This window comes from Paraneptunicella aestuarii (genome assembly GCF_019900845.1).
Taxonomy (GTDB): Bacteria; Pseudomonadota; Gammaproteobacteria; order Enterobacterales; family Alteromonadaceae; genus Paraneptunicella; species Paraneptunicella aestuarii.
Window position 1 is genome coordinate 3,724,067 of sequence record NZ_CP074570.1, and the last position, 23,209, is coordinate 3,747,275.

Sequence of the window (23,209 nt, forward strand, 5' to 3'; positions counted from 1 at the left end):
AATGTTTTACGTTGTTAGTTCTGTTTTACTTGCAAGGAAGATATCGGCCTAGAGCAGTTTAGCTAATTCCCGCTCTTCATCATCCATGACAGTGACTATCACCTTCAAATCATCTCCCACTGACTGCAAGGTGTAAGAAACATAACAGGAAAACAAGCGCTTATTCTCTTCCGCGTAGAAGTTCCATTTTACGTTGGTAAACTGGATATTGTCAGACAAGCGCATGGTTTGGCAGACATCAGGAACAAAATCGACAGCGCCAATCTTTCTTAAGCGCTCCATTAAGCGCTCGATATACATCACAACATCCTGAGTAGAGGTAAACACATCCTTATTATCGTCACTCATGATCACCGCAGGGATAAAATACAATTCTGCAACCGCATTGGCATCATAAGCCCTATACGCTTTTGCATATTTATCAAAAAAAGCCTGGGTACTTTGGGGCATTGGGAAACTCCTCTGATGCAGTTTGTCGCTTGGTTTCAAGCGTGAATATCACATTAAGAATAGGACAAGATCTGCTAACTTGCTCCACCTCATATGCGATATCTCACATTTAACTTATTGAATTCCCAAATACTTGTGAGTTTGCAACGACAAGCGCCAATTCTTCGCAATACAGGTATCAATCGCCAGTTTCGTTGCTCTGGGAAGCTGGCTAATAGGTTGCAGATATATCAAACAATCTTTCTTTACGTCCGCTTGTAACAATGCTTCCAACTCTTCAATATGCACTTCTGTTGCCACAGGATGCTTGATTTCATTGGCTCTGGCTAACGCATCTGGCAACACTTCATAGCCACCACGCATATTTACTTTGGGGGAAACCGTCACCCAGGTTCGAGGATCAACCTTAATCTCAAATGTGCCACTGGTTTCAATTTGCACACTGTAGCCCGCATCATGCAACACGGTCGTTAAAGGACGTAAGTCGTACATAGCTGGCTCTCCGCCAGTAATAACAACATGTTTTGCGGTATATCCCTGCTCACTGAATAGCGCTAATAATTGTTGTGAATCTGCCGCAAACCAGTGCTCAGTATCAGCTGTTTTGGCGAGCACTTCCCGAGGTGATTGCTGTAAGTCTTCCGGTATCTCCCAGGTATGCTTGGTATCACACCACGAACATCCAACCGGACACCCTTGCAAACGTATAAAGATAGATGGCGTACCTGTATAGCTCCCCTCCCCTTGAATGGTTTGGAACAGCTCATTGATTTTATATTCGGTTTGCATCGGGTCTTTATCCTTATTTGTCCTTATTGAAACTTAATCGCTCTGACTGGTACGTAATTGCTTGTGGCAGTCTTGCCACCAGTCATTTAAAATTGCGCTTTTCGTGCATTATAGAGATAGCAAAGGCATGGCTCAAAAGGTTGTTGTAATTTATTCCGGTGGTATGGACTCGTTTACAGTATTGCACAAGGCATTGCGTGATGGTTGCGAAATCTACGCACTGTCTTTCAATTACGGGCAACGCCACAGCAAGGAACTGGAATATGCCGCCCGAGTCTGCGCCGATTTAGACGTTCATCACAAAATCGTTGATATCAGCAGCATCAATCAACTGATTGGCGGTTCTGCCCTTACCAGCGACATTGATGTGCCTGAAGGCCATTACGAAGAACCCAGTATGCAACAAACCGTTGTACCTAACCGCAATATGATTTTGCTGTCGATGGCGGTAGGTTATGCGGTTTCTCTGAATGCGAACAAGGTTTATTATGGCGCACATTCAGGCGATCATGCCATTTACCCGGATTGCCGTCCCGAATTCGTATTGAAGATGAATGATGTATGTCAAATAGCCAACTACGAGCCCGTCGACATTTACGCGCCCTATTTAAATGACAGCAAGATCGACATTCTGAAAGACGGCCTAACTATGGGATTAGACTATGGACAAACCTGGACTTGCTACAATGGTAGAGAAAAAGCCTGTGGCAAATGTGGTGCTTGTCAGGAGCGACTGGAGGCATTCGAGCAAAACGGTGTCACCGATCCCTTGTTATACGAGTAAAATTCTCTGAACACTAAATGACCTAAGCAGACATATGCATATAACAGTTCAGATTAGAATTTCAATTCTCGGGGTTTAATTTTTAAAATGAGGGCGTATATTGTTTGGAATAAAATATTACCTCACTAGAACTCACTAGAAAAAAAGGCGTAACATCATGGTGAAAGAAAGTTTTTGGCAACGGCTTCAAAAAGAAGCTATGGAAGTAGTCACCTCAGAGCCCTTGTTAGCGAGCTATGTTCACGCCTGTATCTTAAACCATCGTAATTTTGACTCTGCATTAAGTTTTATTCTATCGAATAAAATGGCTGATGATGTCATGCCCGCCCTGTCTATTCGTGAGTTTTTTGATGACGCGTTTAAGGAAGACCCAAGCATTGTGGAAGCTGCATTAGCAGATTTAAAAGCAGTTTACGATAGAGACCCTGCGGTAGAGACTTATCTGACCATTTTGGCTAATTTTAAAGGCTATCTAGCACTTCAAGTACACAGATTAGCTCATCATCTTTGGCGCAAAAACAGAAAACATTTAGCGCTATTCTTACAAAGCAGAAACTCGGAAGTCTTTGCTGTGGATATTCATCCTGCCGCCAAAATCGGTAAGGGCGTTATGTTCGACCATGCAACCGGTATCGTCGTAGGTGAAACCGCCGTTATCGAAGACAATGTTTCGATTCTGCAATCAGTCACATTAGGTGGTACTGGCAATGAATCAGGCGATCGACATCCCAAGGTTCGCGAAGGTGTGTTGATTGGCGCAGGTGCAAAAATTCTGGGTAATATCGAGATTGGTCGAGGTTCCAAAGTGGGTGCAGGCAGCGTGGTACTGAATAATGTACCAGAACATGTCACCGTTGTGGGTGTCCCCGCCAAAGTAAGAAGCACTTGTGTTGGCAACCCTGGTGAAACCATGGATCAAACCGACTTTGCCGGTGCAGATTAATCATCCACAGTGAACATTAAAAAAGGTGTCTGACTTAGACACCTTTTTTATGTGCTGCTTTTATGTGCTGGGGATATCAAGCAAGCTAGTGGCCCGCTTGATTCTCAATAAAATAAGCCAACTCTTTAATACAGTATTTGAGAACCGGGTTTAAACGCGTGTTTTTACCATTAAGTACATAAAGCTGTTGCTCAAACTGGAACAGTTCACCACCAATTGGCGTAAGTAGCTCTCGCCCCACCTCAGATTCCGCCAAATAGTCAGGCAATAATCCAACATACTCACCACTCAGTATGGCTGATAAGCACGACTCGTAAGAGTCTGAGAATGTCTGAATAGAAAGACGATTTTCACCACGCACGTAGTTACCGGATGGCATGCCTGAAATCCCGACAGCAGGATATTCTTGCACATTCAAAGGAGTCACTTTACGCGCCCATTTTTTAGCAAGTGGATGATCTTTCAAGCAATACAAACGCCCAACACAAGAGGCGTTAATTTCGTGAAAATTCACTGACTCAGGCTTAACCATATCGTAGCAGGACACCACTAAATGGCACTCACCCGATAAAGCAACATGCTCGACTTCATGGTAAAGGCGGGTTTGAATGTTGATATGAATATCATTGAATTTCTTCATTGTGCTACGCACTGCCTGAGCAACTGCAGCAACCACACTAGGAGGCAAGCTTGCCATGAGAACCAAAGTCACATGACCAGAGTAATCATCATGTAAGCTCTTAAGGTTAAACACGAAGCTGTCAAACGCGTTGAAAATACGCTTGGTTTCCTGAAAGACCAGTTCACCCTCTTTGGTCATTTGGAAACCACCGCGACCACGATGACACAACACCAAATCAAGTCGCTCTTCGAGCTTCTTGATCGCAGCACTGATATTGGGTCTTTGCATTCTCAATACCGGCTCTGCAGCGGTAAATCCGTTACAGGACGCAACGGCATAGAAGACTCTAAGTAATTTTATATCCGACTCTTGCAAACGATTCAGCATAATTTTGTCACCTGAAAAACGGCAGAAAAATCCTTCTGAGAGCACCCTTATCAGGCACTGTTTTCTAAGGTATAAGTTTGCATACTATACTGATATTTCTCTTATGCGCAAACACTGATTGTAATATTCTTTCAAAATCCTTGTTTTGCCCGATAAGCAAAACACACGAAAAAAATAAATTAACTTATTGTTTTTAATAAAAATAACGAAAAACCATTCGGATAATTATCAACTCCAAACTCTAGGAAACTTCAACCATCTTTGCGCGCAAAATTTCTACCTGATCACGCAATGCAGCGGCTTCTTCAAATTCCAAATTACGGGCATGTTCAAACATACGTTTTTCCAATGCCGCAATATCGGCCAACAATTGTTTACTATTGTGAGTTCGATATTCTGCTTTCGGTTCAGCCACTTTACGTGAGTCTTTACTTGATTTGCTTTCGCCAAGATCCATGACATCGGTTACAGGTTTATTCAAACTCTGCGGCTGAATGTTATGTTCTTCGTTATACCTTTCCTGCTTGGCACGACGACGCTCGGTTTCTTCAATCGCTCTTTGCATCGACCCTGTAATGGTATCGCCATAAAGAATCGCCTTACCATTAAGGTTTCTGGCTGCGCGACCAATAGTCTGAATTAAAGAACGATCAGAACGTAAGAAGCCTTCTTTATCAGCATCGAGAATCGCCACCAGCGATACTTCCGGCATATCGAGACCTTCACGCAGTAAGTTAATACCTACCAGCACATCAAATCGTCCCAAGCGCAGATCTCGGATAATCTCCACACGCTCAACCGTATCAATATCTGAATGCAGGTAACGCACCTTAACGCCGTGTTCGTCGAGATAATCACTTAAATCTTCTGCCATACGCTTGGTAAGCGTGGTCACCAAGACCCGCTCATTCACCACGGTGCGTTTACGGATTTCAGATAGCAAATCATCAACCTGGGTCGACACAGGGCGCACTTCAATAATGGGATCGAGCAAACCTGTTGGCCTTACCACCTGCTCAACCACATCACCTGCGGATTTTTCCAGTTCGTATTTTCCGGGCGTCGCGGAAACATAAATGGTTTGTGGCGACAAGCGTTCAAATTCATCAAATTTCAGAGGTCGATTGTCCAGCGCTGACGGCAAGCGAAAGCCGAATTCCACCAAGGTTTCCTTACGAGAGCGATCGCCTTTAAACATGGCACCGATCTGGGAAACCGTGACGTGAGACTCGTCAATAAACAACAAGCCATCTGATGGGAAATAATCAATCAAGGTTGGTGGCGGCTCACCGGGTTCTCTACCCGACAAATAACGAGAGTAGTTCTCAATGCCGGAGCAATATCCCAACTCCAGCATCATTTCGATATCAAACTGAGTACGCTGAGTAATACGCTGCTCTTCAACCAGCTTGTTATTGTCTTTCAATTGCTCTCGACGCTCTTTCAATTCTTCTTTGATATGGTCGATAGCGCTAAGAATTTTTTCACGAGGCGTAACGTAATGCGTTTTCGGGAACACTGTCGCTCTGGCCACATTTTTTTCAACCGCGCCGGTTAAAGGGTCGAAAATGCTGATCCGTTCGATTTCTTCATCAAACAGCTCAACCCGAATCCCTTGCTTGTCTGAATCCGCCGGAAAGATATCAATCACGTCGCCACGAACGCGAAAAGTACCACGCTCAAAATTCACATCGTTACGGCTATATTGCAGCTCAGCCAGACGACGCAAAATATCGCGTTGATCCATGAGGTCTCCCTGACGCAAATGCAACAGCATCTTCATATAAGACTCAGGATCACCCAAACCATAAATCGCAGATACACTCGACACAATAACAACATCGCGGCGTTCCATAAGCGCTTTGGTTGCCGATAATCGCATCTGCTCTATGTGGTCATTGATAGAGGCGTCTTTTTCAATAAAGGTGTCGGTAGTGGGAACGTAAGCTTCGGGCTGATAATAGTCGTAATAAGAGACAAAATACTCAACGGCATTATCCGGGAAGAACTCTTTCATCTCCCCGTATAATTGCGCCGCAAGCGTTTTGTTGTGCGCCAGAATAAGCGTTGGCCTCTGTGTTTGTTCAATCACATTGGCCATAGTGAATGTTTTACCGGAACCGGTTACTCCCAGAAGGGTTTGGCATGCCAAACCATCACTTAATCCCTCAACTAACTGCTCAATGGCTCCGGGTTGATCACCAGACGGCTGGTAATTCGAGTGGAGCTTGAATCCTCTGGACATTACCCCTCCTGCAAGGCAACCTCTTTTTGCTCAGACAACGACATTTCTTCATTGAGTAAGCGATTAAACCAAATATAAGACACGGTACCTGCTCCCATGTAAGCAACAACGCTGCCCCAGAAGATGCCCTTCAATTCAAATACCATGCTACCCAAATAAGACACAGGGATTAAAAATACAAACAAGCGGATCATGCTTAATACTAGTGCAGACATGGGTTTATGCATGGCGTTAAAGGATGAATTGGTCAAAATGACAATACCTTGCAAGCCATAACCGAGTGGCACAATCATCAAAAATAACTGGATCAAGCGTTCTACTTCCGGATCTTTAGCAAAAGCCATAGCAATGAGAGGCGAAGCAGCCCACATAACGAAGAACACGAATAACTGCCAAACCATAATAAATTTCATCGTCTTCAAATAAGCTTCCTTCACTCGATGCATTTTCTCAGCACCATAGTTTTGACTGATGAAAGGTGGCAAAGTCATCGACAAGGATAAAGTCACGATACCCGCAATAGATTCCAGACGGCTTCCAACCCCCCAGGTTGCAACAGCCGCAGAACCATAACCCGCGACAATAGCAGTAAGCACCCCATTTGCGATCGGAGTCAACATATTGGAACCCGCAGCAGGAATACCGATTTTTAGAATACCGCTAAATGCATCATTAAATTCAGAAGGACGTAGCAAGCGTGGCAGGATCAACTTACGTTTTATCGCCAACAAATAGATGACATGGCCACTTCCCACGGCCCAGGCAATCATTGTTGCAATAGCCGCACCTTGAATACCCAAGGCAGGAATAGGACCAAAGCCAAAAATCAAGATAGGATCCAAAACGGCATTAATTAAACCACCATAAGCCATAATCATGCTGGGTGTTTTGGTGTCGCCATTGGCACGCAGTACGCTGTTACCCACCATAGGAATAGCCAGAAAAACACTGGCAATATACCAAACATGCATATAATCCTTGATATACACCATTTGACCTTGCTCAGCGCCTAACAGGTTGAATATGGGTTCAATAGTCACCCAGCCAATCAAGGTCACTAAAATGCCAACCAACACAGCCAAAGTTATCGCACCACTCCCGACAATATGAGCCTTATCTGCGTTTTTGGCGCCAAGCAGTTTGGCGACGGTAGCAGACGTACCTACGCCCAACCCAACATTCAAGCTAATAATGGTAAACGTTACTGGAAATGTGAAACTAATGCCCGCGAGTTGCTCAGTTCCTAACAAACTGACAAAGAATGTATCGACCAATCCAAACGTCATTAACAGGATCATGCCGAACACAACTGGCATCGTCATATTTTTAATTGTCTGACCGATGGGGCCATTCAATAAGTCATTGTTATTACTTGTGCTCACGCGCTTGTTCTCTGTAGAAGGTATATATCTATTGGAATACGTTTCTGAATAACAAAGAACCAGAAGACTGGTCGGGAAGGGCTATTCAGTGCTAATTTGTGCTGCCCTGGTGAATACAGCTATTTACGTCATCAGAGCATTGAATGCATGGCTCGGAATTAAATGCCGACCAAAGAGGGCTATTCTAGAGTATGTACCAACATAACACTACGCTTTCTGAATATTTCGATACAAATATTCGTTCTAACTCATACCAAAGAATTTACCTTAAAACTCAGGTTTTACTTCTTAACAAAACTGTCATTTTTCAGAGTTATGAGAAAAGCTCGTTTTTCATTTTCGAGAGAACAAGGACAACCACATTTCGCAGGCAATAACAACACCTAAAATTCTCAAAAATCAAGTCGAGTTAATCAAATTTTATCCACTTATTCACGACAACCATAAAAACAACACACAAGCAACCTTTATCCTGCTCACTTTTTAACCTCCATAGTGAAATGTATTTACCACTCAATTTTATCCAATTGTTTTTAAACAAAAATTTTATTTTTTAAAATTTTTCTCAGAAATTGTATTGACAACAAAAGCACTGGCCTGGAGACACTTACCACAATTTCATTAACATAGTTATCCACAGATCTGGTGGATAACTGAAGCATTCCCAGTATCCACGCCAGATTAAGGGATATTGGTTAAAAATAAGGTAAGCCATCACTAACTTTCCGCACACGAATTTTAGGTTATAAAATTATTTAAACTGTTAATTTATACAGTCTAATGCCATGTATATATATTGATTTTTCATAAATCTGTCATTTATATGCCTCACCACTGAGGGCACATTCTTCGGTATAAATAATCATACACAGGCACTTTAAACGATAATTAGATACGGAAAACCCACACGAATAATTGAAATGATCAGAAATGAAGCAAAAGTTGATGCAACTTTAAGCAACTAAAAAATATTGCATAGATTCTGTTGACACAGCAAAAAACGATAATTATTATTCGCCCCCGTCTTGAGGTGGTTATTCAAGGTTTAACGCCTTTATTTTAAACACTTTAAGCGGCAGGAAATATTCTGTTCCCCCTTAGCTCAGTTGGTTAGAGCGACGGACTGTTAATCCGCAGGTCCCCCGTTCAAGTCGGGGAGGGGGAGCCATCCTACTTCTTTCTAATAAGTAGTCATGGTTCCAGATTAATTCCTCATAAAATCACATTTCGATTCCCCCTTAGCTCAGTTGGTTAGAGCGACGGACTGTTAATCCGCAGGTCCCCCGTTCAAGTCGGGGAGGGGGAGCCAACTTCAAAAAGACTGGCTCTAACAGCGAAAACTCAATTTACCTCAAATCACTAAACACTTCTGGATGTTGTTCAGCAATACGAAGTAAAGCAATTGCTGATCCTTGAGGGTTTCTTCTACCCTGTTCCCAATCTTGTAACGTTCTTAAGCTAACACCTAATAGTCCAGCAAAGGCTGACTGAGACAAATTCATTTTCTTGCGGATCTCCTTTGGTGGTGAAGGCTGTGAAAGCTCTGTTGTTCTTAAACTTGCTTTCCCTTTTTTGAAGTCTTTAATTTCCTTGATACCTTCCAATATTTCAGCACCAATATCTCTATTACTCATTGTCTATCGCCTCTGCAATTTGTTTCAATATATGGCTTGGAATCGTTGTTCTTTCAGATTTACTGTAAATGGTTAACATCCAAATTTCGTACTCAGATTTCTTCCAGTAATAAATGGCACGGACACCACCACTTTTACCTTTTCCTTCTAGTGCCCAGCGAACTTTCCGGACTCCTCCAGTACCTTTGACAATGTCGCCTGCATCAGGCTTTTGCAATAAATACGATTGCAAGTTCCGGTAATCCTCATCATTGAGATAATCCGGTAACATCTTGGTAAACAGACTCGTTTCAATAAATATCATCTAGCTAACTCCTTGCTTCCTTATCACTATACGGCAATGCCGTTCAATTTAACAATGCAAATAATCATTCCCTCTGATACAGCTTACAATAATTACAGCAAACTACTCACTTCCGCCCTAACCAAGTTTCCTCTTTGGTAATCTCATGCTTTTTCAGTGAATATTTCCGTCCTTCATGTCATTATCCCCAGCGACAGAAATACTTCCCTGAAGAAACAACGAAAAAGAAACCTATAAAAAATAGAGGATGGAAATGCGATTTCTAGTTGGATTTATACTGGTTCTGCTGACCACAACAAGTAATGTGGCCTTGGCTGAAGAAAATAAAACACTCTCCCCCACTGAATATGTACAAAACCTGGAAAGCAAGCAGGGTTTCTACACCTTTTACTACCGCCCCAGCGACGGCAAGCTTTATTTGCTTGTTAATAAGTCACAACTTGACGATGAATTCCTGTTTCAAAGCAGTTTGCCATATGGCATGGGTTCAAATGATATTGGGCTGGATCGAGGCCAACTAGGCGACACCCGCCTAGTTAAGTTTGAACGTTTTGGTAAGCGCGTTTTATTAAAGCAGTTAAATACTGGCTATCGCGCCTCAACCGACAACCCGGCAGAAAAGCAGTCTGTGAACGAAGCCTTTGCCAGCTCGGTAATTGCTGGTTTGGAAATTGTTGCTGAATCAGACGAGCAATTGCTGGTGGATTACACCGATTTTCTGTTATCCGATATTCATCGCATTGGTGAAACGCTGAAAACGCAAAAGCAGGGTTCTTATAAAATTGACGCGACAAGAAGTGGCGTCCATGCAGAAAACAGCAAAGCCTTCCCAGATAATATTGAGCTAGAATCGTTAGTCACTTTCGTCGGCAGCGATGCGGGAGATTTTGTAAAACAGGTCACTCCTTCTTATGAAAGTATCACTGTGCACTTGCATCACTCTTTAATTCGCCTGCCAGATAACAACTACAAAACTCGCGTTTTCCATCCCATGTCTGGATATTGGAGCATTTCCCATAAAGATTATGGTACAGCGATCGATGAACCTCTTGTACAGCGCGTTATTCCACGCCACCGATTAGAAAAGAAAAACCCAACAGCCAAAGTCAGCGAAGCCGTTGAGCCCATTGTGTATTACCTCGACCCCGGAGTGCCAGAGCCAATTCGCTCGGCTCTTAAAGACGGCGCCATGTGGTGGGATCAGGCTTTTGCCGCAATTGGCTATAAAAATGCGTTTCAAGTTAAAGACTTACCACAAGGCGCAGACCCAATGGATGTGCGCTACAACACCATTCAATGGGTGCATCGTGCTACTCGCGGCTGGTCTTACGGCTATTCGGTGATTGACCCAAGAACCGGTGAAATTTTAAAAGGCCATGTCACATTAGGTTCATTGCGCGTTCGTCAGGACTTGCTTATTGCGCTTGGCTTAACCAGCCCGTTTGATGACAAACAAACGAATGAAAAACAGGCCGATATCACGCCACAAAAAGACATGGCGCTAGCCAGAATTCGTCAACTTTCGGCTCACGAAGTAGGACATACTTTAGGCATCGCTCACAACTTTGCCGCCAGTGAAAATGGTCGCGCTTCGGTGATGGATTACCCTCACCCACTGTTAACATTAAAGCGAGGCAAGATTGACTTATCCAACGCTTACGACACGGGCATCGGCGAATGGGATAAGCATGTCATTGCCTACGGTTATCAAAACTATGCCAATGCAGAACAAGAGCAAAAAGGGTTAATGAACATCATTCACAATGCTCAAAAACAAGGGCTGGATTTCATGTCTGACCCCGACGCTCGCGGCATCGCATCAGCTAACCCTCAAGGCCATCTATGGGACAACGGCAATAACCCAATCAACGAATTGAAAAATGTCATGGCTGTGCGTAAAACGGCACTTGAAAACTTTGGTCTGAATAGCATTGCGCCAGGTTCTCCGTTGTCACAATTGGAAGAAAACCTTGTACCTATTTACTTGCTACATCGCTTTCAGTTAGAAGCTGTCGTTCGACAAATTGGTGGCACAGCTTACAGCTACGAGACTAAAGAGGCAGGTAAAAAGCCTCAAGGCATCAGTCCTGTTACCGCAAAGCATCAAGAGCAAGCACTTAAGAGCTTGTTAATAGCACTGGAGACAGAAAACCTGAAACTTAGCGATGAATTGTTAAGCTTAATCACTCCTCAGGCCTATGGTTATGAACGCACAAGAGAAGCATTCAAAGGCCAAACCTCTCAAGTGTTTGACTCGTTGGGCGCAGCCGAGTCCCTCAGTGCTCATATTGTCAAAATGATACTGCATCCAGCACGTTTGAACCGATTAAGCTTGCAGAATCAAAAAGACTTCAACATAAGCACACTGATTGATGAACTACTAAAAGCCACGTTTAGCGCCAGCAAACCCGAATCTGACATTCAAAACAGAGTGAATCATGTAGTCGTCAATGCTTTGGTCGAATTACTGGAAAAACCAGAGCTTGGCATTGAATCAAAAGCTGTTATTCATGATGCCTTAACTGCACTGGTAGAAAATGCCGGAGACGATGATAAGGCAAGCAAGTCTCAGAAGCTTATTATTAGCTGGCTAGAGCACTATCTAAGTGAAGGTGAATGGAAAGGTAAACTCAATACCGCCCCTCTTCCTCCGGGCTCACCGATTTAATCGCCATTGATACAAAACAGAACGTTAGGCTGGAGCAAGTCTCTGGCCTAACCCTTTGATAATCAAAACTCCATATTTTGATTAAAATTATTCAACCTTTAAGCTGCAACAAACGGTAATATTTAAAACCTATTACAGAAATATAAAGGCGCAGTGTGTATATTAGTCCTATTGATTCCCAAGAATATGTGGAAAAGTTCAAAACACTCAAAAATTCAGATGCATACAAAAGAACTCAATTATTAATTCAAAAAGGTAAACAAGTTAAAAACATCGTCAAAAAAAGAGAATTCCCCTGTGGTAACGACCTCCAAATAGTGAAGCAATTTATAGTCGATATAGAAAGCTGGAAATACGGTATGGAAATAAGGGGGTGCAAACCTTTCTATAAAAGACATCTTGCTTCAAATAATGCAAGCTCTATTACCAACGCAGTTACTGATGTGTGTAGTTCCGTTCAACAAAACAAATCGGATGCAGACGTGTTGAAACACCTGAACTATCTTAAAGGTATGGGAAGTATTAATGAAAACACGGATATGTCCAAAATTAGCCAAAAAATGGCTTCAGCAGTATTAAGATTGCTCTATCCCGAAAAGTACGGCGTTGTAGATTGGAGAATCGCAGCAGTTTTAACAAATAGTAAAGGCTCAAACAGCAAACTAAGAGACAACTTCAAAACCATAAATGCAAGTGATGCTTCAGAAATGTTTGAACTTTATAGAATCATATCAAAACAAGTATTGAACGATACTGGCGAAAAAATAAGCCCGGGAGATATTGAATCAGTTCTATTCGATTTTTCTTTTCAACTATACCCTATTAATTACAGTTGACGAGAAATCATTATGATTAGATTTACCGAAGGAATGAAAAATTTAGAAGATGAGGCGACTTTTTTTTCTCTCTCAAGTGAATACCTAGAAGCTGCTGAAACTCTTAACAAAATCCCTCCAACAAAAGTCAACTATTGGATTATTACATACTACCTATTAGGGCATTCAGCAGAACTAAGCTTAAAAAGCTTCTTGTTTAAAAGAGGAATGTCACTCAAAGAGCTCCGAAAAATCGGTCATGACTTGTTCGAACTTTTGGATAAGGCCAAGAATCATGGAATACAAGATTTCAACTCTATTCGCAGCCTATCACCGATTTATAAAAGTAAAAAATTAGAATACCGACAAAGAAATATTGAGAGCTTTCCACCAATAGACAATCTAATTCTTGAAGTTAAAGAGTTACACCTCATGGTTTTTGAGAGCATTAGTTACTTCTGAACTCATCGCATATGGAGCCAATAGTAAGTAATAACAAAGTTATGATTACAACTTGAATCCAATGCTCTTCCAAGGAAAACTCTTAAATATTAAAAACCACGAATTCACTCCCCCACCCATTTTTCAGCGAAAACATAGGCTTTACTTGCACACCATAAGCTGCTCAAGGATAATGTGCCGCAATTTCACAACCTAAATTAACGCAGCATTTCCACAACTGAATGTCAGAGTTTTTATTATTGTTAATTGGCACCGTTCTGGTGAACAACTTTGTTCTGGTGCAATTCCTCGGGCTATGTCCTTTTATGGGGGTTTCCAACAAGTTGGAGACCGCGATTGGCATGTCTATGGCAACCACTTTCGTACTGACCATCGCGTCAATGTGCAGCTATCTGGTTGAGCAATACATTCTTGTTCCGTTGGAAATTCAATATCTGCGAACCCTCAGCTTTATTCTGGTCATTGCGGTTGTGGTGCAATTCACTGAAATGGTGGTGCATAAAACCAGCCCGGTGTTATATCGTTTGCTTGGTATCTTCCTGCCTCTTATCACCACTAACTGTGCCGTTTTGGGCGTAGCTCTGCTGAATGTAAACAAACAGCATGATTTCGTGGAATCCATTATTTATGGATTTGGCGCTGCGCTGGGATTCTCTTTGGTGCTAGTGCTATTTTCAGCCTTGCGTGAACGCCTGGCGGTTGCTGATGTACCTGTGCCATTTAAAGGTACAGCCATTGCCATGATCACCGCCGGGTTAATGAGTCTGGCATTTATGGGCTTTACCGGATTGGTGAAGTTGTCATGACCCTATTCGCTATTATCGCCGTTGCCGTTCTTGCCCTTTGCTTTGGCGCAATTCTCGGCTTTGCCGGCATTAAGTTTAAAGTGGAAGGCGACCCTATTGTCGATCAAATCGACGAACTGTTACCGCAAACGCAATGTGGTCAGTGCGGCTATCCAGGTTGTAAACCTTACGCAGAAGCTATCGCCAACGGAGAGGAAATCAACAAATGTCCTCCAGGCGGCGATGCCACCATTAAAAATATCGCCAATTTACTGGGAGTTGAAGCCAAGCCGTTGAATGAAGCTCATGGCGAAGCGGATGTGAAAAAAGTCGCTTATATTCGCGAAGATGAATGCATCGGCTGCACCAAGTGTATTCAAGCCTGCCCGGTTGACGCCATTCTCGGTGCCACTCGACAAATGCACACCGTCATCATCGACGAGTGCACGGGCTGCGACCTTTGTGTTGCCCCCTGCCCTGTTGATTGCATTGATATGATCCCGGTTGAAGAGAACAGTAAACATTGGCGCTGGCAATTAGACGCCATTCCTGTCACCCAAATCACAGTGGCAGACAAACAAACGCCTGAAAGTGAAATAAGGGAAGCCAGTTGAACAGTATTATCGAGCGGATAAAACAGCATCGTCTTTGGGACTTCCCGGGTGGCGTTTTCCCCCGTGAAGAGAAACGTTTATCCAATCAATTTGAAATCTCCGAAGTCAGCTTGCCATCGGTATTCTATATTCCACTCAAGCAACACATAGGTGTGGAAGGCGGTTTGCAGGTAGCCGTGGGCGACAAGGTATTAAAAGGCCAACCTCTTACCCACAGCAGTAATCCTTTTGCCGTTCCAGTACATGCGCCAACATCGGGTGAAATTACTGCGATTAAAGAACATGTATCGGCTCAGCCGTCAGGGCAACCTGAGCTCACCATAGAATTAACCCCTGACGGGCTGGAAAAATGGACTGATTTATCTCCTGTTCAGCAATACAAAGAACTGCCCAAAGCCGAAGTGGTTGAGAAAATCTGCCAGGCTGGCATTTCTGGCATGGGCGGTGCGGGCTTCCCCACTCACATCAAGCTGTCCACCGAAAAGAAAGTAAAATACCTGATTATTAACGGCGTTGAGTGTGAGCCTTATATCACCTCTGACGACCGCCTGATGCGCGAGCATAGCTGGCAAATCCGTCAGGGCATTGATGTATTGGTGCATTTACTGGAACCCGAGTGCGTGTTTATTGCTATCGAAAACAATAAACCCGAGGCGATACAAGCGATGCAGGTCGCTTGTCAGGAAGAAGAAAAATACATCATCTGTGAAGTGCCCACCAAGTACCCTGCAGGCGGCGAGAAACAGCTGATTCAGGTACTCACAGGTCAGGAAATCCCTAAAGGAAAGCTACCTGTCGACCTGGGCATTATGATGCAAAACGTGGGAACCTGCTTTGCGGTTGCCGACGCCATATTCGCAGGTAAACCGCTGGTACAAAGGGTTGTCACCCTTACAGGCAGAGCCTTGGAACAGCCGAAAAATGTCTGGGCTTTGTTAGGCACGCCAGTTGAACACCTGCTCAACGAAGCGGGATACAGTCCGAAAAAGCAGAAGCAACAGCGCATCGTCATGGGCGGTCCCATGATGGGCTTTACCATAGCCTCACCGTTAGTGCCTGTTGTAAAAATTACCAACTGCTTACTCGCTCCCACAGAAAAAGAAATGCCGACGCCCGGACAAGAAATGGCCTGTATTCGTTGTGGAGCCTGTGCCGACGCCTGCCCTGCCGGGCTGTTACCGCAACAATTGTATTGGCATGCCAAAGCAGGCGAACTGGACAAACTGCAAGAGTTTAATCTGTTCGACTGTATTGAATGTGGGGCTTGCGCCTTTGTTTGTCCGAGCAATATTCCCTTGGTTCACTACTATCGACAAAGCAAAGCCGATGTTCGTATTAACGAAGAACAGAAGCAAAAATCAGACAAGTCAAAAGCTCGATTCAATGCCCGCAAAGACCGTTTGGAACGCGAAAAAGAAGAACGCGAATTAAAACGTCAACAGTCTGCTCAAGCCCGAGAAAAGCTGGTTGAAACAGAGAAGCAAAAACAAGCCGAAATAGTGGCGTCAGCAAGCGAAGCTAAAGTTGAAGCTCAAATTGCAGCCAAAGCAGAAGACAAAAACAGCAAAGTCGCAGCCGCTATTGCTCGTGCCAAAGCCAAACGCGAAGCGGCTCAAAATGATTCAACTTCAGAAACACCGGCCAAAGTAGAAGAAGCACCGGCGGATACCCCAAACGCCGAAGAAGACGATAAAAAAGCCAAAATCGCAGCGGCTATCGCTCGTGCCAAAGCCAAACGCGAAGCGGCTCAAAATGATTCAACTTCAGAAACACCGGCCAAAGTAGAAGAAGCGCCAGCGGATACGGCAAACGCCGAAGAAAACGATAAAAAAGCTAAAATCGCAGCGGCAATTGCTCGCGCCAAAGCTAAACGTGAAGCGGCACAAGCACAAATACAAGAACCAGCTCAAGCACAGATACAAGAACCGGTTCAACAAGAAGTACAATCTGAACCATCAAGTTCACCGAGCTCAGAAACTTTACTAACTTTACCAGCTTCACCACAGCAAGATGAAGACCCGGAAGAAGCCCGCCGTAAGCGCGTCGAAGCCGCTATTGCCAAAGCCAAGGCCAGAAAAGCCGAACGAGAGAATGAGCAAGCAAAATCAGATAAGCCAAATTCAGGGGAGCAATAGTCCATGTCACTATTAATGGCGAGCTCTCCACACGTACATAAAAAGCGTACTACCTCCGACATCATGCAGTTGGTGATGCTCTGCGCCCTACCCGGCATTGCCATGCAAACCTGGCATTTTGGCTGGGGAACCATTATTCATTTAGTTCTGGCATCGGCTGTGGCAATCGTAACCGAAGCCACCATGTTGGAACTGCGCAAGAAGAATATCGAACTGGCAATTAAAGACTGTTCCGCCTTATTAACCGCGTTATTGCTAGCCATCAGCATTCCGCCTTTTGCGCCTTGGTGGATCACTGTCATCGGCGTATTTTTCGCTATCGCCATTGTTAAACAGCTCTACGGCGGCCTGGGATTTAACCTGTTTAATCCAGCGATGGCGGCCTATATCGCCTTACTGATTTCATTTCCTGTGCAAATGACATCCTGGGCTCCACCTGCCAGTGTCGCGGAACAAAGTCAGGATTTCATGGATGCCTTTTCCATCATATTCACTCAATACAGCGTGGAAGGATTCAGCGTCACACAAATGCGAACCGGTGTTGATGGTTTCACGATGGCTACGCCTCTGGATCAGGTAAAAACCGCCATTAGCCATAACATGACTTACAGCGAAAGCCTGCAAGGTGGCATATTTCAAGACGGCTGGAGCATCGGCTGGATGTGGGTCAATTTGGCCTTTCTTGCCGGTGGTTTGTTACTACTGCAACAGCGCGTGATTTCGTGGCACATTCCTGTATCCATGTTGGTAAGCATGGCGTTTTTTGCCGCTGTGTTTAACTTGTTAAATGCCGATCACTATGCAACGCCCATGCACCATTTATTGAGTGGTGGAGCCATGTTAGGCGCCTTCTTTATTGCCACCGACCCAGTCACCGCCGCCACCAGCAACAAAGGCCGTATTATTTTTGGTGCCATGATTGGCTTCTGGGTGTTTGTTATTCGTACCTGGGGTGGCTATCCAGACGCTATAGCCTTTGCTGTCGTTATTATGAACATGGCTGTGCCCGTGATCGACTACTACACCAAACCGAAGCCCTATGGCTATATAGAAAAGACAAATGTAGAAAAGACAAATGTAGACAAGAGAAATGTAGATAAAGATACGGAAACAGGAGGCGCTTCCTGATGAATGAAACCGTACTGCGCCATGGCTTATTATTAGGTTTGTTTGCCCTTGTTACATCGGGTCTAATTGCACTCACACATTGGGCAACAGCCGATCGCATCGCGGCTCAAGAACGCCAAACCCTGTTAAATACGCTGAATAAAATCATCCCACCAGCACAATACAATAATGACGTAGCCAGCGACTGTACGCTGGTGAACGCACCTATTCTGTTTGGTCTGAATGAGTCAGGTAAATCAGCAAATCAGTCTTTGCACCTCTATCGCGCCCGTATGGACGACGCTCCGGTTGCACTTGCGGTGGAAGCCATTAGTCAGGATGGTTACAGCGGGCAAATCAAAATGCTGGTGTCACTGCTTGCCGATGGCAGCATAGGCGGCACCCGTATTATTGCTCACAAAGAAACCCCGGGATTGGGCGACAAAATCGAAGAGCGCGTGAGTAGCTGGATCACGGTTTTCAGTGGCGAACCAGCCGATAATGTTCACGACTCGGTTTGGGCAGTGAAAAAAGACGGCGGCAAATTTGATCAGTTCACCGGCGCAACCATCACACCAAGAGCCGTTGTAGCTGGCGTTGGCAACGCAGTGAAATATATGCAAACCCATTGGGATGAAGCCTTTTCCGCAAACGCGACTTGTGGAGCAAACGAATGAAAAAAGAACTCCTCGAATTAGCCTGGCAAGGCTTGTGGAAAAATAATCCTGCGCTGGTTCAGCTATTGGGTTTATGCCCGCTATTAGCGGTCACAGCCACCACCATTAACGGCTTGGGTTTGGGACTTGCTACCACCTTCGTATTGTTAGGCTCAAACTGCACCGTATCTGCCGTGCGCAATTATGTGCCGAAAGAAATCCGTATTCCGGTATTTGTGATGGTTATCGCCGCCTTTGTGACCATTATTCAACTGCTCATGAACGCCTTTACCTATAACCTGTATCTGGCTCTGGGCATATTCATTCCATTAATCGTTACCAACTGCGCCATTATTGGCCGCGCCGAAGCCTATGCATCCAAGAACCCCGTAAAACTGGCAGCAATGGATGGCTTGATGATGGGATTAGGCTTCACCGCTGTATTGGTCGTGTTGGGCTCAATGAGAGAACTATTGGGTAACGGAACTTTATTTGACGGGGCTCACTTGCTCTTTGGTGACTGGGCAAAAAGCCTGAAAGTCGTCGTTTTTGAAACCGACAGCCCTTTCTTGCTTGCAATATTGCCACCGGGAGCCTTCATCGGCATGGGCTTTTTAATCGCCTTGAAAAACGTCATGGACAAACGCTTGGAAGCCATCTTTGAGCCGAAAGAAGCGCCGCAAGAGATCCAACGAGCACGAGTTACAGCAGCCAATATTACCGACTCTGGTATATAAAAAGAGCAAGAGAAAGAACAACAACACCGACATGAATAAACAAAAACGCATTGAAATTCTTACTCGCTTACGAGACGACAACCCACACCCCACCACAGAACTAAACTACAGCTCTCCTTTTGAATTGCTGATTGCTGTGATCCTGTCGGCACAAGCAACGGATGTGGGCGTAAACAAAGCCACCGACAAATTATTCCCCGTAGCCAATACGCCGGAAGCGATTCTGGAACTGGGACTGGACGGACTCAAAGACTACATTAAAACCATCGGCTTATTTAACGCCAAAGCCGAAAACGTGATGAAAACCTGTCAAATACTGGTAGAGCAGCACAACTCAGAAGTCCCCGAAAACCGTGAAGCACTGGAAGCCCTACCCGGCGTAGGACGCAAAACAGCAAACGTAGTTCTGAATACAGCCTTCGGCTGGCTAAAAGATAATGAAGGTAGATACTTTATTGCGGTTGATACCCACATTCAACGCTTAGCCAATCGCACCGGTTATGCTAAGGGCAAGACTGTTGAGCAAACTGAACAAGCAATCATAAAAAATACACCGAATAAAGCTGAATTTATGTTTAACTTGCATCATTGGTTTATTTTACATGGTCGTTACGTATGTACTGCCCGAAATCCTAAATGCGGTAGCTGTATAATTGAGGATCTGTGTGAATTTAAGGATAAAACATGCGATTAAGAACGTCTTCTTTTACTGCTGCCAATTGGATGAGCCATGCTAAGAAGGATATAAATCTATGACCGAAAGATTAAACATAACACGCGGTGTAAATAAAAAGCCTGTAGCAACTGATGCCTTAATTAATTGTATCGATAATGTACAAAACATTACTGGAGAAACTTTTACTGGTTACCCTCTCATTGCAACTCCAGACGGTAAGTACTCCATTGATGCTACTTTAGTTAGCCCGTCAAAAGGAATCATACTTTTCGACTTAATAGAAGGTATGAATCTCGCAAATTATGAAGAACGTCAAGATGATTTAGCTAACAAGATCGAAGCTCGCTTAAAATTACACCGCGAACTGGTAAAAGGCAGACAGCTAGCCGTCCCATTACACGTAATTTCATTTGCGCCCGGAATGAATGACAACGACGTTGTCCTCGATGAACTCTATCCACTCGTCAATGAAAGATCACTCCCTGAACTATTGAATAGTATGGATTGGAATGAGGGTTCTGATGAGCTATACCGGATGACTTTATCAGCGGTAGAAAGCTTAAGTAGTATCCGAAAAAATCGATCAAAGCGCGAGGTGGTTCGTCCAGATTCACGTGGGGCGAAACTAAAACAGTTGGAAGACTCTATTGCGACTCTAGATCATAGGCAAAACAAGGCAGTTATCGAGACAGTAGATGGTGTTCAACGTATCCGAGGTCTAGCTGGTTCAGGGAAAACCATAGTACTAGCTCTTAAAGCTGCATATTTGCATACTCAATACCCAGATTGGCACATAGCTGTAACCTTCCATACTCGCTCCCTTAAAGGTCAATTTCGGAGATTGATAAATAACTTTTGTATTGAGCAAAGTGGTGAGGAGCCCGATTGGACAAAAATAAGAGTTGTTAATGCTTGGGGTGCACCTGGTGGAGACTCGCGAGACGGTATTTATTATCAATATTGTCGCGCTACCGGAGCAGAATTTTACGATTTCCGAAGTGCGGCCAATAAGTTTGGTGGTAATGAAAGAGCATTTGATGGTGCTTGTAGCGCCGCTTTGATTCATGAATCAGAAGCAGCACAACTCTACGATGTAATACTTACGGATGAAGCTCAAGACTTCGCACCAAGCTTTCTAAAACTTTGTTATTCAATGTTGAAACAACCCAAACGACTCGTATATGCCTATGACGAACTCCAGAATCTTTCTGGAACTTCACTTCCTCCGCCTGAAGAGATTTTTGGTAATAATAACGCAGGGCAACCGCTTGTGACTTTTGGCAATGACCGGAAGCGTGATGTGATATTACAAAAGTGCTATAGGAATTCGCGACCTGTTTTAGTGTCAGCGCATGGTCTGGGCTTTGGTATTCATCGTCCAGCGCCCAATGGTTCTCCTACTGGGCTAGTTCAAATGTTTGACTACCCAGCCCTATGGGAAGAAATTGGCTATAAGGTAAAAAACGGTCAATTAGCTAAAGGCCAGCGAATTACTCTAGAGCGCACTGTAGATACAAGTCCAAGGTTCCTAGAAGATCATTCACATATTGACGACCTTGTTCAATTCATTAAGTTTGACGATGAAGATCAACAAAATACTTGGTTAGCTCAACAGATACAGGAAAATTTAACAACGGACGAACTTAGGCATGATGATGTCATTGTAATCCACCCTGATCCCATGTCAGCTCGTCGTCGTACTGGCCCCATTCGAAAGCTTCTGTTCGATAGAGGAATACAGGCGCATTTGGCAGGTGTCGATACTGATGCAGACGTATTTTTTAAAACAGATACTCAATCTGTGACTTTTACGGGAATTTATCGCGCCAAAGGAAACGAAGCCGGAATGGTTTATGTTATTAATGCTCAGGACTGTAATGGAGTGGGCACAGGATTGGCTAGCTTAAGGAATCGCCTATTTACAGCTATAACTCGAAGCAAAGCATGGGTTAGGGTTATCGGCTATGGCTCTGCAATGCAAGATTTAATAAATGAGTTTAGTATCCTTAAGCATAACGGTTTTGTATTGGATTTCACTTATCCCGATGACGCATTACTAAGTAAACTGAGAGTCGTACATAGAGACTTGTCTCCTCAAGAAAAGCAACGCCTCGAGAAAACCAAAAGTCAACTCGCTAATCTCTTGGGAGATATAGAAAATGGAGAGTTGCACCCAGAAGACCTTGATCCAGAAACACGAGAAAAGCTTAGAAGGCTGCTAGGGGACAACTAACAATGCCTCTGCAACCACAGAATATTAAAACCGACATCGATGGCCTAATAGCGGAATTGGTCAGCTTAGGACTATGCGACGACCCTAGTTTTTCAGCTATCAGATCTCATGCCACTGTTGACGAAATCACTTTTAGTGGTTCTGAACACATATCTATTGCACTTACCGATATTGAATATTCAGAAATTTACGATGAATTGCATGGAAAACGTTCATACAATATGAAACTTATTGATGGTGCGTTGATCCAGATGATGTACCGACTCGATAAAGCAGGAAACCTCCAGCAACACAGGCTCGCGTTTTATCCTTCTCCGAGTTTGCTGCCGTTTAAAAATGATCCTGATTCGTATATTCAGGATGAATTATTCATCGATATAATCCAAAGAAGAATTACTCCATTCCCTCTTCGATTTGATTTTGATGCACGGGCAGATGTTCATGTTGATGTCATACATCCAATAAGTCATCTTACATTAGGAGATGTTGAGGGCTGCCGCATTCCGGTTTCTGCTGCTCTAACACCCCGTTGGTTTATTGAGTTTATACTTCGCAATTTTTACCAGACTGATGAGCATGATTTCATCAGCGGCTTGCCACAGCACAACATATCATTCCCTTTATCCATCACAGCCAACGAGAGAAACCTGGTGCACATGATGATCCCATATCAGGATCGTTAATGAATAAGCTACTCAAAGAACTATCTTGGCGGCCTTCGTTTGTGGAATACTTGTGAAGGTTTGTCCTCAATTTCATCAATGAAGTCCTCTGCATCCGA

The 23,209-nt window shown here is 43.9% G+C and carries 21 protein-coding genes and 2 tRNA genes; 16 read left to right on the forward strand and 7 right to left on the reverse strand.

Features of this window, described 5'->3' with window-relative positions:
• Positions 1-48: 48 nt before the first annotated feature.
• Complete coding sequence (locus tag KIH87_RS14255; RefSeq protein ID WP_232358526.1) at positions 49-450, reverse strand: hypothetical protein; 402 nt, start codon at positions 448-450, stop codon at positions 49-51.
• A gap of 114 nt (positions 451-564) precedes the next feature.
• Positions 565-1,239 carry a 7-carboxy-7-deazaguanine synthase QueE gene (gene queE / locus KIH87_RS14260; protein ID WP_232358527.1) on the reverse strand — a complete coding sequence of 225 codons (675 nt, stop codon included), beginning with the start codon at positions 1,237-1,239 and terminating at the stop codon, positions 565-567.
• 127 nt (positions 1,240-1,366) lie between these two features.
• On the opposite strand from queE, the gene queC reads away from it, so the two are divergent.
• A complete protein-coding gene (queC, locus tag KIH87_RS14265; protein WP_232358528.1) occupies positions 1,367-2,023 on the forward strand; it encodes a 7-cyano-7-deazaguanine synthase QueC in 657 nt (218 codons plus the stop codon).
• 160 nt (positions 2,024-2,183) lie between these two features.
• Positions 2,184-2,966: a serine O-acetyltransferase gene (gene cysE / locus KIH87_RS14270; RefSeq protein ID WP_456320194.1), complete on the forward strand. Its 783-nt coding sequence runs from the start codon at positions 2,184-2,186 to the stop codon at positions 2,964-2,966.
• Positions 2,967-3,051: 85 nt separating this feature from the next.
• On the opposite strand, the gene KIH87_RS14275 is transcribed toward cysE, so the two are convergent.
• From KIH87_RS14275 to KIH87_RS14285, 3 genes are all read right to left on the reverse strand, one after another.
• A complete protein-coding gene (locus KIH87_RS14275) occupies positions 3,052-3,975 on the reverse strand; it encodes a LysR family transcriptional regulator (protein WP_232358530.1) in 924 nt (307 codons plus the stop codon).
• A 241-nt stretch (positions 3,976-4,216) separates the two neighbouring features.
• Positions 4,217-6,220 (reverse strand): excinuclease ABC subunit UvrB, encoded by a 2,004-nt coding sequence (uvrB, locus tag KIH87_RS14280; protein WP_232358531.1) that lies wholly within the window; start codon positions 6,218-6,220, stop codon positions 4,217-4,219.
• Positions 6,220-7,602 (reverse strand): MATE family efflux transporter, encoded by a 1,383-nt coding sequence (locus KIH87_RS14285; RefSeq protein ID WP_408635756.1) that lies wholly within the window; start codon positions 7,600-7,602, stop codon positions 6,220-6,222. Before KIH87_RS14285 ends, uvrB begins: the two co-directional genes overlap by 1 nt.
• 1,091 nt (positions 7,603-8,693) lie before the next feature.
• Between KIH87_RS14285 and KIH87_RS14290 the strand changes: the two genes are divergently transcribed.
• Positions 8,694-8,770: transfer RNA gene (locus tag KIH87_RS14290), tRNA-Asn, on the forward strand.
• 64 nt (positions 8,771-8,834) lie between these two features.
• Positions 8,835-8,911 (forward strand) — tRNA-Asn (locus tag KIH87_RS14295).
• A 37-nt stretch (positions 8,912-8,948) separates the two neighbouring features.
• Here the strand turns inward: KIH87_RS14295 and KIH87_RS14300 are convergent.
• Positions 8,949-9,236 (reverse strand): helix-turn-helix domain-containing protein, encoded by a 288-nt coding sequence (locus tag KIH87_RS14300; RefSeq protein WP_232358532.1) that lies wholly within the window; start codon positions 9,234-9,236, stop codon positions 8,949-8,951.
• Complete coding sequence (locus tag KIH87_RS14305) at positions 9,229-9,540, reverse strand: type II toxin-antitoxin system RelE/ParE family toxin (protein ID WP_232358533.1); 312 nt, start codon at positions 9,538-9,540, stop codon at positions 9,229-9,231. Before KIH87_RS14305 ends, KIH87_RS14300 begins: the two co-directional genes overlap by 8 nt.
• Before the next feature lie 253 nt (positions 9,541-9,793).
• On the opposite strand from KIH87_RS14305, the gene KIH87_RS14310 reads away from it, so the two are divergent.
• The 12 genes from KIH87_RS14310 (at position 9,794) to KIH87_RS14365 (ending at position 23,111) form a co-directional block, all read left to right on the forward strand.
• The gene (locus tag KIH87_RS14310) at positions 9,794-12,208 is read left to right on the forward strand and encodes a zinc-dependent metalloprotease (RefSeq protein WP_232358534.1); all 2,415 of its coding nucleotides are present in this window, start codon (positions 9,794-9,796) and stop codon (positions 12,206-12,208) included.
• 155 nt (positions 12,209-12,363) lie between these two features.
• A complete protein-coding gene (locus KIH87_RS14315) occupies positions 12,364-13,044 on the forward strand; it encodes a hypothetical protein (RefSeq protein ID WP_232358535.1) in 681 nt (226 codons plus the stop codon).
• Between the two features lie 12 nt (positions 13,045-13,056).
• Positions 13,057-13,485: a hypothetical protein gene (locus tag KIH87_RS14320; RefSeq protein ID WP_232358536.1), complete on the forward strand. Its 429-nt coding sequence runs from the start codon at positions 13,057-13,059 to the stop codon at positions 13,483-13,485.
• 221 nt (positions 13,486-13,706) lie between these two features.
• Complete coding sequence (gene rsxA, locus KIH87_RS14325; protein WP_232358537.1) at positions 13,707-14,291, forward strand: electron transport complex subunit RsxA; 585 nt, start codon at positions 13,707-13,709, stop codon at positions 14,289-14,291.
• Entirely contained in the window at positions 14,288-14,884 is a 597-nt protein-coding gene (rsxB, locus tag KIH87_RS14330) for an electron transport complex subunit RsxB (protein WP_232358538.1), read from the forward strand. Before rsxA ends, rsxB begins: the two co-directional genes overlap by 4 nt.
• Complete coding sequence (gene rsxC, locus KIH87_RS14335; RefSeq protein WP_232358539.1) at positions 14,881-17,019, forward strand: electron transport complex subunit RsxC; 2,139 nt, start codon at positions 14,881-14,883, stop codon at positions 17,017-17,019. Before rsxB ends, rsxC begins: the two co-directional genes overlap by 4 nt.
• A gap of 3 nt (positions 17,020-17,022) precedes the next feature.
• Entirely contained in the window at positions 17,023-18,147 is a 1,125-nt protein-coding gene (rsxD, locus tag KIH87_RS14340) for an electron transport complex subunit RsxD (RefSeq protein WP_232358540.1), read from the forward strand.
• Positions 18,147-18,803, forward strand: a complete 657-nt coding sequence (gene rsxG, locus KIH87_RS14345) for an electron transport complex subunit RsxG (protein ID WP_232358541.1) — start codon at positions 18,147-18,149, stop codon at positions 18,801-18,803. The genes rsxD and rsxG overlap by 1 nt, the downstream gene beginning before the upstream one ends.
• Positions 18,800-19,519, forward strand: coding sequence for an electron transport complex subunit E (locus tag KIH87_RS14350; RefSeq protein WP_232358542.1), 720 nt, complete (start codon positions 18,800-18,802; stop codon positions 19,517-19,519). Before rsxG ends, KIH87_RS14350 begins: the two co-directional genes overlap by 4 nt.
• A 31-nt stretch (positions 19,520-19,550) precedes the next feature.
• Positions 19,551-20,213 carry an endonuclease III gene (gene nth, locus KIH87_RS14355; RefSeq protein WP_232358543.1) on the forward strand — a complete coding sequence of 221 codons (663 nt, stop codon included), beginning with the start codon at positions 19,551-19,553 and terminating at the stop codon, positions 20,211-20,213.
• A gap of 58 nt (positions 20,214-20,271) precedes the next feature.
• On the forward strand, positions 20,272-22,428 hold the full coding sequence (locus tag KIH87_RS14360) for a DEAD/DEAH box helicase (protein ID WP_232358544.1): 2,157 nt from the start codon (positions 20,272-20,274) through the stop codon (positions 22,426-22,428).
• Positions 22,429-22,430: 2 nt separating this feature from the next.
• A complete protein-coding gene (locus tag KIH87_RS14365; RefSeq protein WP_232358545.1) occupies positions 22,431-23,111 on the forward strand; it encodes a DUF2290 domain-containing protein in 681 nt (226 codons plus the stop codon).
• The last annotated feature ends 98 nt before the right edge of the window (positions 23,112-23,209 follow it).